This window comes from Vibrio sonorensis, assembly GCF_001854765.1.
GTDB lineage: Bacteria > Pseudomonadota > Gammaproteobacteria > Enterobacterales > Vibrionaceae > Vibrio > Vibrio sonorensis.
Window position 1 is genome coordinate 253,547 of sequence record NZ_LJJE01000092.1, and the last position, 14,548, is coordinate 268,094.

14 protein-coding genes and 1 pseudogene are annotated in these 14,548 nt (G+C 40.9%); all 15 read left to right on the forward strand.

Features of this window, described 5'->3' with window-relative positions; translation table 11 throughout:
- Positions 1 to 79: 79 nt before the first annotated feature.
- The 15 genes and pseudogenes from BLO31_RS16990 (at position 80) to nikA (ending at position 14,158) form a co-directional block, all read left to right on the forward strand.
- The gene (locus BLO31_RS16990; protein WP_070969416.1) at positions 80 to 1,822 is read left to right on the forward strand and encodes an autotransporter outer membrane beta-barrel domain-containing protein; all 1,743 of its coding nucleotides are present in this window, start codon (positions 80 to 82) and stop codon (positions 1,820 to 1,822) included.
- Positions 1,762 to 4,662 carry a DUF637 domain-containing protein gene (locus BLO31_RS16995; RefSeq protein WP_139159035.1) on the forward strand — a complete coding sequence of 967 codons (2,901 nt, stop codon included), beginning with the start codon at positions 1,762 to 1,764 and terminating at the stop codon, positions 4,660 to 4,662. The genes BLO31_RS16990 and BLO31_RS16995 overlap by 61 nt, the downstream gene beginning before the upstream one ends.
- Positions 4,663 to 4,670: 8 nt before the next feature.
- Positions 4,671 to 5,507, forward strand: a complete 837-nt coding sequence (locus tag BLO31_RS17000; RefSeq protein WP_070969422.1) for a hypothetical protein — start codon at positions 4,671 to 4,673, stop codon at positions 5,505 to 5,507.
- 8 nt (positions 5,508 to 5,515) lie between these two features.
- Positions 5,516 to 5,851 carry a hypothetical protein gene (locus BLO31_RS17005; RefSeq protein ID WP_139159036.1) on the forward strand — a complete coding sequence of 112 codons (336 nt, stop codon included), beginning with the start codon at positions 5,516 to 5,518 and terminating at the stop codon, positions 5,849 to 5,851.
- A gap of 395 nt (positions 5,852 to 6,246) precedes the next feature.
- Entirely contained in the window at positions 6,247 to 6,552 is a 306-nt protein-coding gene (locus BLO31_RS17010) for a hypothetical protein (RefSeq protein ID WP_139159037.1), read from the forward strand.
- A 91-nt stretch (positions 6,553 to 6,643) separates the two neighbouring features.
- Positions 6,644 to 7,126 carry a transposase gene (locus tag BLO31_RS17015; protein ID WP_217495131.1) on the forward strand — a complete coding sequence of 161 codons (483 nt, stop codon included), beginning with the start codon at positions 6,644 to 6,646 and terminating at the stop codon, positions 7,124 to 7,126.
- Complete coding sequence (locus BLO31_RS24085; protein WP_217495132.1) at positions 7,099 to 7,350, forward strand: hypothetical protein; 252 nt, start codon at positions 7,099 to 7,101, stop codon at positions 7,348 to 7,350. Before BLO31_RS17015 ends, BLO31_RS24085 begins: the two co-directional genes overlap by 28 nt.
- Positions 7,351 to 7,509: 159 nt before the next feature.
- Positions 7,510 to 7,899, forward strand: a complete 390-nt coding sequence (locus tag BLO31_RS17020) for a hypothetical protein (RefSeq protein WP_070969433.1) — start codon at positions 7,510 to 7,512, stop codon at positions 7,897 to 7,899.
- A gap of 430 nt (positions 7,900 to 8,329) precedes the next feature.
- On the forward strand, positions 8,330 to 9,037 hold the full coding sequence (locus BLO31_RS24615) for a transposase (protein ID WP_070969439.1): 708 nt from the start codon (positions 8,330 to 8,332) through the stop codon (positions 9,035 to 9,037).
- Between the two features lie 466 nt (positions 9,038 to 9,503).
- Entirely contained in the window at positions 9,504 to 9,863 is a 360-nt protein-coding gene (locus tag BLO31_RS17035; RefSeq protein ID WP_070969442.1) for a hypothetical protein, read from the forward strand.
- 69 nt (positions 9,864 to 9,932) lie between these two features.
- Positions 9,933 to 10,109 carry a hypothetical protein gene (locus BLO31_RS23910; RefSeq protein ID WP_175443243.1) on the forward strand — a complete coding sequence of 59 codons (177 nt, stop codon included), beginning with the start codon at positions 9,933 to 9,935 and terminating at the stop codon, positions 10,107 to 10,109.
- Between the two features lie 191 nt (positions 10,110 to 10,300).
- Positions 10,301 to 11,053, forward strand: coding sequence for a substrate-binding periplasmic protein (locus tag BLO31_RS17040; protein ID WP_070969446.1), 753 nt, complete (start codon positions 10,301 to 10,303; stop codon positions 11,051 to 11,053).
- 70 nt (positions 11,054 to 11,123) lie between these two features.
- Positions 11,124 to 11,281 (forward strand): annotated as a pseudogene (locus BLO31_RS25245) (IS3 family transposase); the annotation flags it as partial.
- Positions 11,282 to 11,692: 411 nt separating this feature from the next.
- Positions 11,693 to 11,953 carry a DUF5062 family protein gene (locus tag BLO31_RS17045; RefSeq protein WP_070969449.1) on the forward strand — a complete coding sequence of 87 codons (261 nt, stop codon included), beginning with the start codon at positions 11,693 to 11,695 and terminating at the stop codon, positions 11,951 to 11,953.
- A 642-nt stretch (positions 11,954 to 12,595) separates the two neighbouring features.
- Positions 12,596 to 14,158, forward strand: a complete 1,563-nt coding sequence (gene nikA, locus BLO31_RS17050; protein ID WP_070969452.1) for a nickel ABC transporter substrate-binding protein — start codon at positions 12,596 to 12,598, stop codon at positions 14,156 to 14,158.
- The last annotated feature ends 390 nt before the right edge of the window (positions 14,159 to 14,548 follow it).

Here is a 14,548-nt window from a genome sequence, read left to right on the forward strand (position 1 = left end):
TTCGCTGACTTTAAGCGGGAGCCTCACCAATCACGTTAGTGGGCTAATTTCGGGTAACGACACGGATGTTGCTGCCTCTGTGATCACCAATCAAGGGCAGATACAGTCATTAAACGACCTAACCTTGACTTCAGATGAGTTAACCAACAGTGGTGATATTTCTTCATTAAATCAAGCGACACTAACGCAAACAAGTACATTAACGAGTAGCGGAAACATCCATGCCGATGGCGACGCAACAGTAGAAGCGAAGACCTTAACCTTAGAAACTGAGAGCGAGTTAATTGGAGGTAATGTCACGCTAAATGCTGATACGCTAGTTCAAGATGGTGTTGTGAATGCAGAACAAACACTAAACGTCACGGCTACTACTGTTGAGATTAGAGGTGATATTGGCTCTGAACATGATACTACCTTTAATGTTGACTACCTGACACAAACAGCGAACAGTACTGTCAATACGAACGGTAATCTGACACTGACTGACGCCCACACTTTGACTCAGAGCGGTGAAATTAACGCCAAATCATCCATTACACTAGAGGCAGAGCAAATCACCATAGGCGGTGCGCTTAATGCAGAACACGATGTAACGGTAGAGGCAGATAGACTTGCCTTAAGTAGTCAAGTGATCGCTAACCGCGATATCAATATCACGACTCAAAGCGATCTAAATGCGCAGAAAGATTTGATTGCAGGGCGCAACTTAACCCTAAGTGCTGGATCTTTAGACAACAACGCTGAGATAACATCGACGGGAACGACACAAATCAATGTGTCGGGCACTCTGACCAATCAGCAAGACGCCGTGATTTCGGGATTCAACACCGAGTTGACCTCGAACACCGCCTTCAATTATGGAGTGCTTCAAGCTCTGGCCGACTTACAGTTAAACGCGGCTGATACAACCAATTATGGCGCACTAATCGCCCTTAATAACGCACAAACCAACCTCACTGGAACCTTAACTAATCGCGGAGTGATATACGCAGGTAACAACGGCTATCTTTATGCCAACACGCTCAGCAATTATAGCGACGTGTTAACCTTAAACGATCTCACTATTGCTAAAAATGCAGAGTTAGAAAAAAGTGTTAACCTTTATAACTCCTCTGGAAGGCTTGAATCCATCGGTAATGTTTCAATTTATACCAAAGTTCTCACTAATAGCCGTACAGATTTGTCCATCGAAGCTGATATGTCTAACGATATTAGCTCAGAGTACCCTCTGATCTATGACGCAAATAACACTACACATATGTCGACCAAAGTGGAAAGACAATGCCCGTCATATGCTCCCTGCGAGGATGTGGAGGTCTACGACCCATCGACAGCGAAACATCGGCCCACTCTTCAGCGGGTTTGTGGACCATTAGGTGTTTGTGTTTATGCCGTTTTAGATGGTGCAACCTTCACAGTTCCTGTGCTTACCGAGTCTGAATACCTGCAATCCGCTTCGTCGCCAGCTTATTTAGTTGCGACTAATGAACTCACAATCATGGCTGAGGAAGTAGAAAACAACGCGAGTCATATTGCTGGCAAAGAAGTTGTTGTTGACGCAAAGCACCTCGCCAATATCGGTTACGATTTATCTGATACTTCAGTTTATTATGACTACGAGATAAGAGGTAACGACCACCCTGAGGGAATGACTCATCCTGATGTAGACGGAGTGTTTTACAAAACGCTATGTGACTGGGGAGCGGTACTTCTTCAAGTTCTTGCCACAATGAATTTATATTTGATCGAGTGGGTGTACGCTTGGTTAATAACGGATCGGGAAGCAAACTTAACGCTTCTATCACCGCTACGGGTGACGTAACCCTTAATGTTCCAAACCAAGTTAATAATTCTGTCGTTCAATCAAATGCCAGTAAAGTAAATACCAGCCAATCCGAAAAGCAAACCCAAACGACCAATACCGCTCAGACAAACGTGAATTTTTCAGCGTTAAAAGGCGCTGGAGTAACCAACACTCAATCTGCAGAGGTGAACACATCAATATATGTTGAAGCACCACAAATAGAACTGCCAAACATCAATCAACAGCCATTCCCAGAGTTTCGCTTTCCGGATAGCCCAAATGGCTTGTTTATCTACTCAGCAACTCCAACAAGTCGTTACTTAGTTGAAACTAATCCGCTTCTCACCAATTTAACCAGTTTTTTAGGATCCGATTATTTTTTAGAAAAAATAGGTTACAACCCTAACGCTGATATTACCTTCTTGGGGGATGCCTTTTACGACACCCGCATTATTAACCAAGCCATATTCGAACAAACGGGAAAACGCTATCTAAACGAAAGCGTGGGTACGGATTTAGCACAAATGCAAAGCCTAATAGATGCGGCTGCCGAAGCCCAGTTAGCGCTAGATTTGAGCTTTGGTATCAGCTTAACAGAGCAACAAGTCTCATCATTAGCTCAAGACATATTGTGGTATGAACAGATAACGGTAAATGGACAAACTGTCCTAGCCCCCAAGCTTTATTTGGCACAAATCACCCAAGACCAACTCTCAGATTCTGCCATCATTGCAGGCAAAAACATCAGTATAGGGGTAGGCAAGTTAGACAATAGTGGATCCATATCGGCGGCTAAGCAACTGACTATTATCAGTGAAGATACTATAACCAATGATACGGGAACGCTCGAGGCCAAAGGTGACACTACACTGATAGCCAAGGGCGATATTACCAATTTTAGTGGCAAGATTTCGGGGGATGAAGTTGCAGTAATGTCGGCCGAGGGATCGATAGTAAATCAAACCCTTCGCCAGCAGCTCAATGCTGACAGGGCTGGCAACCTCGTAAGTAGCGATGCCGACAACATCACCCATACCACAACCTATCTAGGTGATACCGCAACGATTTCCTCGAGCGGAAAACTGAATATCATCGCAGGCGGCTCAGTCGTTAGTGTTGGTGGAGATATTTCTGGCGGCGATGATACAAAAATTCAAGCAGGTGATGATATTAGCTTTACCAGCGTTGAAGATAAATCCTATGCCAAATATCACAGTGGAAGTGGGGAAGTAGAAAAAGCCAGCCACGACTATCAAAGCAATAAAGTAACATCCGAAGGCGCACTATCAATCTCAACTGGAAACAGTGTGACGGCGAGTGGTGGCGCAATCAGCGCAGAGAAAAACCTCAGTATTGTGGCAGGCGGAGACGTAGTCATAGGAGCAGATCAGACCTATCAATTAGACCGCTTCGACAGCGGCAGTTCAAAAGACATCAAAAGTAAGTCAAGGCAAGAAGGCACAAGTTTAGAATCTGGGGAAAACCTCAACATAGCCTCCGGTGGAGACACCGTGCTGGTGGCTTCGAAGCTTAGTGCAGAGCAAGATATTAACGTTGCAGCCCAAGGAAAATTGCTTTCCGTCGCGGCTCAAGAAAGTGATTACGCAAGAACCTACCGAGAATCCAGTGGCCTATTGGGTGACTCAATGTCGGACACAGAAATCTCAACCACAACGGCCAAAGGAACAACGTTTGATGCTGACAATATCCGCTTAATCAGCCGAGATAACCAAGTTCATCAAGCCTCAGAAATTACGGCAAACGAAGGGATTGAAATAAGGTCTGCAGAAGGCAAGTTAACGTTTGAAGCAGTAGAAGAGACAAGTTCCTATCGCCACGAAAGTGTTTCCAGCGGATTAATGGTGAAAATGGAAGGGCAAGGCCAATCCCAAACCACTCAAAAGCAAACCAGTATTCTAAGCAAAAGTGGAGAGACCCCAAATATATCAGCGGCTCTTGGCCTGCAAGTGGATTACGTTTCCACAGATGGGCATCTGGCAAAAACGCTGGCTGAAATCCCCGCGGGCGAGCAATACCAGTGGATGGCGCTGCTTAAAGACAATCCAAACGTTAACTGGAATGAAGTTAACGAAGCGTTTGATGAGTGGTCATATAGCGAGCAAAGCCTAAGCGGCCCAGTGGCGGCAGTCATAGCTATTGCGGTGACAATCGCGACTTCAGGAACAGGTGCTACCGTTGCAAGCACAATAGGCGCAACAGGGACCATGAGTTCAGCCGCGGTCAGCGCTGCTACATCTACTTTGATTTCTCAAGCGAGTCTCAGTTTTATCAACAATGGTGGGGATTTAGGGGAAACCTTTAAAGATTTAGGCAGTAGTAACAGCGTCAAAGCATTGGCAACGGCAGCTCTTACGGCAGGCGCGGTTGCTGGATTCGACTCCATGGTGACAACCATACCGACAGAAGGAGCTTTGCCAAGTATTGACGGCGTGACGCAAGCAGCGGGCAACTCGAACATTTTTACTGCCACAAGCAGCTTTACCCCTGAAACCTTGCTTCATCAGTTGGGACGTTCAAGCCTACAAGCTGGTATCGACACCGCCATCAACGACACTGATTTTGTCGACGGCCTAACCAACAGTTTAAGAGGTGCCTTGTCAAATAACCTAGGAGCGACCTTAGCCGATCAAATTGGTGATATGGGGCTAGAGCATGACATGGCCAATGGCAGCTTTAGCAAAGCCATGCTGCACAGTTTAACCCAAGGTGCGATGGCTGAGCTAGCAGGAGGAGAGTTCGCAGCAGGAGCGGCGGCAGGAGTAGCAACCGAGTTGGTAGGAGATGCACTTGATAGCGGCACACTTAGTGAGAAAGCCCAAGTCGAGGTAGCAGGCTGATAGGAGCCATGGCGGGCGCTGCCGCAACAGGAGATGCAGAAGGGGCTTACACAGGACAAAGTGCGGGACAGGTGGTGCATGAGTTTAATTATTTGAATCACGACGATATGTCTTTAGCTTTAGAAAAGTTTAAAGGCTGTAACGGGGAGAATGAATGTGAAAACAAGGTAATCCGAGAGGCACTTGAGCTAAGTGAAGAAAAGGATCGCTTAGCTCAGGTAGCTTGTGAGCAAAGTAACCCTGAGCTTTGTAAGTTACATGAGCAAGAGAGGTTAACGCTCTTTGAAGAAGAAAACGTTGATGGATATTTTGAACAAATAGGGGAAGATAGAACGGCGTTAGCGCTTTATCAGGTGATTAAGCAAGAGAATGTTGAGGCGAATGCCTTGATGGCTGATGCAACGACTCAAGGGGTAGTAAAAGAGCTATATCAAGGAACTGGACTTGATACAGAAACGGCAGAGATACTAGCGGCAGGGACTGGTATACTAAGTACTATTGGGGGAAGTGGAAAGCGCAAGGCTGTCGACGGTGATAATAGTGGTACGATTACTGATGACAGTGGTAGTGTCGCGGAAGTAAGCCAAAAATCCTTCAATAGAGCTAATCATATTTTTGGTCCTAAGGCATTGGAAAAACATAAGCTAGGGAGCGTCCTTGAAAAATTCTCTGGTGATAATGTAAAAGCGTTTCAGGCTATTGAAAAAGCTACTCAAAATCTCGCGAATGATGGAATAATTAGCGATACGTTTGAGGCGAAAGTGAGTGTTAAAGGAATTGAGGTCACGGTCAGAGGTAAAGTGATAGATGGCAATGTTAATATTGGTACGGCATTTATCCCATGATTTATAATATGAAATTGAATAGTATTGAGAAAGCTCTTATTAAGGAATTCTTTTATAGGAAAGGTATTACAGTTGGAGATGATTTTTTCTCTGGTTTAAATGTGAGCAATCGCGAGTTAAGCGTTGTTGGCTTTTTGACTGACTTGGAAAGGTGTAGTCAGCTTAAGATGGGAGAAGAAAATGAAACATATAAGTTTGGTGATTTAGGGGCGAAGATAAACGAGTCAATTGACACTGGATATTTGGTATTTGTTAAAAATGGTTTTCTCGATGCAATTGAAGGATATACTTACACCGATGATTGGCCCGAGGAAATATCTAAAATTGATATTTATTCTAAATAAAAGTACAAGTCGCTCCCAAAGTAGTGCTAGGCATAGTAGAGGCGACAAATAAAGGGGTTGCTCTAGGCAGCGATAAATTTATCGGTGAAATTGAAGCTTTAACAGGAGTTAGAGCGGTAAGCAAAAAGCGAGGACGGAGGTTGGGTTGGCGGAAGAAAGATTAAAACGGCTCTGACCCCTTTTACAGAAGAAAGATTAAAACGGCTCTGACCCCTTTTACACTTCCTTTTACACTTATTTAAAGATCCACCTTACACTACGATTAAGACTCAGGTACCAAAATCTTCATTACCAGAACCAGTCAGTGTTGACGGTGGTATTCCTGCTTATGTAGTACCGAATCAATCCCTAGATGAACTGAAACCAGAAATTTTAGACTCAATGGCGATACCAAAGTGATGAAGAAAGAAGCAACTATATCTATTCGTTTTCTAACTGCCGAAGAAGGAGGCCGCCAATCTTCGCTTGAAAGTGAAAGATATGGTTGTCCTTTGATGATTGATGATGGTCAGGGTTTTGATTGTCGTTTCGTCTTAGATGAGGTTACAGTTTTTGAGCTTGGCAAGGAGTACGAAATAGCTATCATATTCCTTAATCCTGAGAATGCTTTAAGTTACTTAAGGGAAGGTGATGAAGTTTATCTTTGGGAAGGTAAGAAGATAGGTGTGGGAACTGTTAGAAAAATTTTTTCTAGCGAATAAAAGGGGTCAGAGCCGTTTTAAAAGATAAAAGGGGTCAGAGCCGTTTTAAATATCTTTTAGTCTTGGGGGGCAGAAATGGAAGGGAACTGTTATGCCAAGAAAACCGAGATTATCAGTCGCAGGAGTCTGCGAGCATGTTATTCAACGAGGGAACAACCGTCAGGTTATCTTCGCCAATGAAGAGGACATGAAAGCCTACCTTACTTGGTTAAAAGAGTACTCAAATCGTTTTCAAGTATCGATTCATGCATGGGTATTAATGACCAACCATGTGCATTTACTCTGCACACCATCTTCACCCGAGAGTATATCGAAAATGATGCAGTCTCTAGGACGCATGTATGTGATGGACTTTAATCGCACTTATCAAAGAACGGGCACCTTGTGGGAAGGCAGGTATCGTTCATGTTTGGTAGATAGTGATACTTATCTGTTTGAACTTTATCGATATATAGAAATGAACCCTGTAAGAGCGAACATGGTAGCGTATCCAGATGATTACAATTGGAGTAGTCACCACTGCAATCTTATGGAAAAGCAAGTACGTTGGTCACGCCTCATCAACGCTATTTAGAGCTAGGAAAAACACTCGAAGAGAGACAGTCAAATTATCGAGCTTTGTTCAAAGCGCAAGTAGCCCCCAAAGTAGTTTTAGGCATAGTAGAGGCAACAAATAAAGGTGTCGCTCTTGGGAGCGATAAATTTATGGGTGAAATTGAAGCTCTAACAGGAGTGAGAGCGGTAAGTAAAAAGCGAGGTCGGAAGTTGGGTTGGGGGAAGAGAATAGCAGAAGATTAAAACGGCTCTGACCCCTTTTATGCTGCTGACCCCTTTTATGCTGCTTGCAAAGAAAGATTAAAACGGCTCTGACCCCTTTTACACGCATTACTTAATGCCAACTATCAATCTTACGAAGGTGAATTTGATTATTTAAATGATACAGAAGCACTTAGGGAGTTGAATGATATCTACAGAGAGTTCGCTGACCCTGATGGTTCAAAACGCTTGGCAGAGGAGGAACTTGTAAACAACTTGCCGTCTAATGCTGTTACAGCAATAGCAGGAATGTGTACAGTACTGAGCGCTGGTCAATGTGCTTATGTATTTGGAGGACTAGAAATTGCAACAGAAGCAAGCAACATAGATTATGAGAACTGGGAGCAAGACTATAAATTGGGAAAACCTGCAATGGGCCTAATTGGGTTAGGAGTGTCTGACACTATCGCAGATATGCCCGGATTTGGATCTAAAGGAAAAGTTACTCTGGATGTTATTAACTTTTTATATGGGCTAGGCTTTGATGCATTTGTAGACAATATAGAATCAGAAGAGGTTCAAGATGACTGAAAATCGTCACTATTTTGGTTTGTACAAGTTTGGAGGCATGATCGCCTTCTTAGTCTATTTTTCATTTACCTTCATATATAACGAGGCATATGGTTTATTGATCCTCTATTCCCCTTTTTATGTTGTTTATTTTACTAGTAATACAATAAGAAAAGTTATGGAAGAGAATGAAAAATTCAAATGGTATTTGATGATTTCTTCATTTTTTATAGTTTTATGTGGGTTTTTTAATAATTACTTGAGCCTTGCGGTATCTTTCATTTGTTATTTATTATTAAGCAAATGTGTTGTTAGTTTTTATAAGGAAATTGACAATAAAAAGTAAAAAGCGAATAAAACGAATAAAAGCGAATAAAAGGCAAATAAAAGGGGTCAGAGCCGTTTTAAATAGTTTTTAGTCTTGGGGGGGCAGAAATAGAAGGGAATTGTTATGCCAAGAAAACCGAGATTATCAGTCGCAGGAGTCTGCGAGCATGTAATTCAACGAGGGAACAACCGTCAGGTTATTTTCGCCACTGAAGAGGACATGAAAGCCTACCTTACGTGGTTAAAAGAGTACTCAAATCGTTTTCAAGTATCGATTCATGTATGGGTGCTCATGACCAACCATGTGCATTTACTCTGCACACCATCTTCACCAGAGAGTATATCGAAAATGATGCAGTCTCTAGGACGCATGTATGTGATGTACTTTAATCGCACTTATCAAAGAACGGGCACCTTGTGGGAAGGGAGGTATCGTTCATGTTTGGTAGAGAGTGATACTTATCTGTTTGAACTTTATCGATATATAGAAATGAACCCTGTCAGAGCGAACATGGTCACGTATCCAGATGATTACAACTGGAGCAGTCACCAATGTAATGCTTATGGAGAAGGAAGTACGTTGGTCACGCCTCATCAACGCTATTTAGAGCTAGGGAGAACACTCGAAGAGAGGCAATCAAATTATCGTGCCTTGTTCAAAGCGCAAGTAGCCCCCAAAGTAGTGTTAGGCATAGTAGAGGCAACAAATAAAGGTGTCGCTCTTGGCAGTGATAAATTTATCGATGAAATTGAAGCTTTAACAGGTGTGAGAGCGGAAAGTAAAAAGCGCGGCCGGAAGTTGGGTTGGAAGAAGAAAATAACAGAAGATTAAAACGGCTCTGACCCCTTTTACTCTCTTTTACTGCTCGATATGAGGATTGATGTTTAGTAGTTATGAGTATTGAAAAATTAGAAAAATGGGAGCCAATTTCAGGAATTCCCGATAAATTGTATCTATCAGAACTGTCTGATAGTGGGCATGGACTCTGTCTGAGGTTGGTCGGTGAAACCGATGCACCTGTGTTATATGTTAAGTTTGATTCTACTTTGTCTTATCGTAATACGGATGAAGGAGATAGGTTGAAGTTTTTAAATTAAACTTCAGGGCAAATGAAATGGTCTTTATATATTCTTTCTTCTTCTGAATACATATCTTGGTTTAACGAATAAAGTTATTCGACACATATTTCAGGAAGTATCAAACATTATTTATTTTTCACTCCAAATGACATAGTAGAAGTTCTTTCATTTGATGAGCCAATTGTAGAATATGAAGAATAAAAGCTATTTAAAAGGTTATGATGAAAAAAAGTAAAGATTTTATTATATTTTTTATTCTGATTTTAGTTATCTCTAATTTATATATATGCAGTAGAAATAATGTAGAGTTTAATGGGGTTATTGTAGATGCCAAATGCATAGTTTATGGTAAGAGTGATATTGGATTGCAACTTTTAGTTAATAATGGCGATTTCTACAGAAAATTTGCACTTCCGCCTAAAGATAAACTATGTAAGGACTATGTTGAAGATAAGATAAATTACATTGGTAAAGAGGTTACAGTAAAATATAGTCATTTTTATGGTTATTTTCAAAAAACAATGATTTTCTACATAGAAGGGTATGGTGATATAGAGCCTAATTGGGTAAAAGAGTAAAGAATAAAAGGGGTCAGAGCCGTTTTAAATAGTTTTTAGTCTTGGGGGCAGAAATAGAAGGGAACTGTTATGCCAAGAAAACCGAGATTATCAGTCGCAGGAGTCTGCGAGCATGTAATTCAACGAGGGAATAACCGTCAGGTTATCTTCGCCACAGAAGAGGACATGAAAGCCTACCTTACTTGGTTAAAAGAGTACTCAAATCGTTTTCAAGTATTGGTTCATGCATGGGGAATAGATCTATAGATGAGATTGAAGCTTGAACAGGAGTTAGAGTGACAAGCAAAAAACACAGCCGGAAGTTGTAACCCCTTTTATTTCCCTAACAACTATACTGTTTGTAGTGCATGTTGAAGTTGAATTCCGATTGAGTAATAAGACGCTAAAACAGTATGTTTAGGTTTAAGTGTCTGTTTATATTAAGTAAAGGACCAAAAATGAACAGACTGGTTGGAGTAATACTACTTGTTTCTATTATGCTATCTCCTCTCAGTTACAGCGCTGAAGTAAGGATTTTGTGTGAAGATGAAATGTATCCTTTTTCATGGCAAGAAAACGGCGAACCTAAAGGGGTTGTGGTTGAAATGGTACAGTCCATGCTCGATGACATGGGAAAACAGAACCCAATAGAGATCTATCCTTGGAATAGAGTATACAAGTTGGGCTTAACGAGTCCATACACCATGATTTGTACGATGGCAAAAACCGCTGAGCGCAGTCCTCAATTTAAATGGGTAGGAGAAGTGTTTTCCAGCCCACCAGTTCTATTGGCTTTAAAAGGGCGGGAAGATATTGATATTGAATCTTTCCAAGATCTTAAAAATTATACCATTGGTACTCATCGAGGTTCCTTTCGTGAGAAATATCTCGTGGCGCGTGGGTTGTATTTGGAAAAGCATCTTTTTTCTGAAAATTCCAATAGCAGTAACTACAAAAAGTTGAAAAAAGGACGAATCGATCTGTGGTCTATATCTTTGTTACTCGCTTACCAGATTCTACTGGAGCAAGATGAAAACCTAGATGAGAAACTGCGCATTGTTTATACTTTAGATGAACTTCCACAAGGGCAGCATATGGCTTTTCAACTCTCCACACCAGATGATCTTGTTGAACAGTACCGCGAGGCACTTCGCAATATAAAAGAAAATGGTACCCACGAAGCCATCGTCAACAAGTATTTTCGTCGATAAAGTTAAAGCATCCAAGTAAAAGCAAGTAATACGGGCCTAACCCCTTTACGACTGACCCCTTTATAACCCTAAGCGGAAGCTCTATACCACGAGAGAAGAGGCTCGTAGGGACATCTTCGAACATATGAGATGTTCTACAGCATTAAACGCCGACTTGGTTCCAATAATCAATCGTTACCAGTAGAGTATGAAAAGCAATATGAAATCAAGTTAAAAAGTGTCTACTGATTTGTTGGTTATTCAGGCCTCTAATATTAATAAGGTTGAAAATAGATGAAATACTCTGAAGTCGAATTTGATGAATCGGAAGGGTACCCAGTCGGGAAAGATTTGAGTTATCAATGTACGATATGTGGGGATATTCTTTCATCAAATGATGTTAGGACTGCGGGGTTTTGTCGATGCAGGAACTTACATGTAGATTCGGACTATTGCCGTATATCAATCAAGACTTTGAGTAGTGTGAAGTTGCTGAAAAAGATGAAATAGAAAAAAGGAAATAAAAGCGAAACATAAGGGACATGGCCTTTTAATCCACCGCAAGATGTCGTTGTGTAATTTATCAAATTGAGAGCTTATTAACATGCTATCGGTGACACTTAATGTACTCTGATTTAAAGACAAAAGAGGATTCTATCGATGTCAAAAACATCTAAGCTACGCAATGAAGATAAACTGATTAAGAAGGCACTGGAAATTGGCGGTAAAATGGCAAAGATGCAAGGCTTTGATCTCCCTCAGTCGCCACAGCCTTTAAGAGTCAAAGCAATTTATCTATTTTTGGTCGACGCTAAACAGATAACGCCGTTACCTGAAAGCAAACTTGATGGCGCAAGCATCAAGCACAGGCTGGCGCTTTGGGTCCACAATGCGTTGCCAGACAACGACCCACTAAAATAGAGATAATAGAGAAGGGGATTTACTCGGCTGCCTTGTCTGCTTTTAACGGGCGATTATTGATAAGCGTGCATAATCGTTTAGCTAATTCCCTCAAAATACCTAATGCATAATACCGTAAAGACTGTGCTTTGGTATGTAAAGTTATACCCCTTTTCAAGGCTAGGCTATTCAGTCCTAGCCTTTCTGTTTTCAGGTTTTTTTTCTCGTACTATTGCTGTTCTTAACACTATGTTTTTTGTGCCTCTATTTTTTTGTATTTTGATTTTATTTTGGTTTTTAAAGTCCAAATATATTATTTCTATGGACTTTTAGTTTGTATTTTAAATTTGTGAAGTTTGGTTTTTGTATGATTTTTAAATATATTATTTATATTAAATAATATAATTGTATTGTTCAGCAATCCCTTTAATGATTTATTTGTAATTAGCGGTGATTCGTGGATTTATGACATGGATATTTACTAAATTCCACCTAAGTCATTAGTACTAAATAGGTTTTTCGTGTTGTAAATGATTATCATTAATGATATTGATCTGATTTTTTAAAAGTTAGAGAGTAGTTTAATCTCTGATTTTTAAGCTTGTAATAGATTATGTTATTCGATCGGAGAGTCATTATGTGGAGAATCGGAAAGTGAAAAATATGATATTTTCTTTATTTATTTTACTGCTAGTTTCTGGGTGTGATACTACAGAAGTTAGTGATAAAACTTTAACGTTTGCTTGGGAAAAGAATGCCGGACCGCTTAACCCTCATCAAACTATTCCAAACCAAATGTATGCCCAAGCTATGATTTACGAATCCTTGGTAAAGTATGGCAAGGAAGGAAAAATTGAGCCTTGGTTGGCAAAGAGTTGGTCGATCAATCAGGATGCGACAGAATACACTTTCCACTTGAGGGAAGATGTCACGTTCTCGAATGGTGAAAGGTTTGATGCACTTGCTGTTAAAGCTAATTTTGATGCTTTGCTTAAAAATGCCGAAAAACTGAAATGGCTTCAGATCATGAAGATGCTAAAAAGCACTGAAGTTGTGGATGATTTTACGGTAAAGATTTACTTTAAAGACAGCTATTTTCAGGCTTTACAAGAGCTTACCTTGATTCGTCCAATACGTTTTATCGCCCCTTCTCAAATTCCAGAGAGTGGTAATACGGGTGACGGCATTAAATCACCAATCGGCACCGGGCCCTGGGTATTGGAGTCAACGGAGTTAGGTGCTCAAGATACTTTTGTTAGAAACGAAAACTACTGGGGTAACAAGCCTGATATTCAAAAAGTGATCGTTAAAATTATCGGTGATCCGAATACCAGAGCACTAGCATTAGAAACTGGTGAGGTTGATTTGCTGTACGGTAAGCCGGGACAAGTATACCCAGATACTTTTAAACGTTTGCAAAGTAATCCGGATTACGACGTTAAACTCTCCACGCCATTTGCGACCAGAACCATTACATTTAATACAACTCGTCCTGGGCTGAATGATATAGCTGTTAGGAAAGCAATTAACCACGCAGTGGATAAAGACAGCTTTAACAAATTAGTACTTAACGGGGTTTATACAACGGCAGATACGTTATTTTCTAAAACGGTACCTTATGCCGATATACCACTAGAGCCTTATGCATTTGATATTGAAACGGCGAAGCAATTGCTGAATAAATCCGGATGGATTTTGGACGATAAAAGTGGTGTGAGATCTAAAGGTGACGTTACTCTAGAGTTTGGTCTTCTATATAACGGCAAAGATGCCGTAATGAAATCTATTGCCGAGTACGTTCAAAACTCTTTGGATAAAATTGGTATTAAGATTAATTTAGTTGCCCAAGAAAGGTCTGTGTTCTTTTCTTTGCAAAATAAAGGAGAGTTTGACCTAGTATTTAACCGCACTTGGGGTGTTCCCTATGAACCGCATGTATTTATGAGTGGCATGACGCGAAAAAATAATGCGGATTATGAGGCTCAGCAAGGCTTAGAAAATAAATCTTACATTGATGAGCTGATAACCGAAGCGCTACTAACGCCGGATGATGATGTTCGAAGAGAAAACTATAAGATCGTATTAACTGAACTGCACGAAAAAGCCGTTTATTTGCCGATCTCGTTTTCTGGTTCGGTGGCTATTTCGGGTAAGCGGGTGGCCGATTTTGATATGGCGCATATGACCTATTACGTTCCGTTCGAGGAGATGAAAATTGCTAATTAGGTAATCCTCACCCTTTGGTTACCAATCCATTGGGCAGAGAAGTTTACTCCGCTAAACACTAAACTCTGGGTATTTCTAAGTTTTGGAAGTACCCAGATTCACATCTAACGGGCGTGTGTTCTCAAACTGAGGCATTAGGCTTGGGTTACTAAAAAACTTCAATAAAACAAAAACCTAGCCTTGTTGAGTTATCAAATAGGAATAGCTCGCATTTGTGTTGACACACCACGAATAAGTATCGATAATCACGCCAATCGATATGATATAACATACTAATATTAAATGATTTTTGGTTCTTTAACGGGTTTCACCGAAAGTGGATGCACCGCTCGTATTGCTATCCCAAGCACTATGGTAAAAGTCTTAGAGCTTCACCGTGGTTATTGTGGT

Excerpts from the sequence above, each read along its gene's own strand:
- BLO31_RS17035 (WP_070969442.1), top strand. The coding sequence starts at position 9,504 with ATGATGAAAAAAAGTAAAGATTTTATTATATTTTTTATTCTGATTTTA.
- BLO31_RS17040 (WP_070969446.1), top strand. The coding sequence starts at position 10,301 with ATGAACAGACTGGTTGGAGTAATACTACTTGTTTCTATTATGCTATCT.
- BLO31_RS17000 (WP_070969422.1), top strand. The coding sequence starts at position 4,671 with ATGGCGGGCGCTGCCGCAACAGGAGATGCAGAAGGGGCTTACACAGGA.
- nikA (WP_070969452.1), top strand. The coding sequence starts at position 12,596 with ATGATATTTTCTTTATTTATTTTACTGCTAGTTTCTGGGTGTGATACT.
- BLO31_RS17045 (WP_070969449.1), top strand. The coding sequence starts at position 11,693 with ATGTCAAAAACATCTAAGCTACGCAATGAAGATAAACTGATTAAGAAG.
- BLO31_RS17015 (WP_217495131.1), top strand. The coding sequence starts at position 6,644 with ATGCCAAGAAAACCGAGATTATCAGTCGCAGGAGTCTGCGAGCATGTT.
- BLO31_RS17005 (WP_139159036.1), top strand. The coding sequence starts at position 5,516 with ATGAAATTGAATAGTATTGAGAAAGCTCTTATTAAGGAATTCTTTTAT.
- BLO31_RS24615 (WP_070969439.1), top strand. The coding sequence starts at position 8,330 with ATGCCAAGAAAACCGAGATTATCAGTCGCAGGAGTCTGCGAGCATGTA.
- BLO31_RS23910 (WP_175443243.1), top strand. The coding sequence starts at position 9,933 with ATGCCAAGAAAACCGAGATTATCAGTCGCAGGAGTCTGCGAGCATGTA.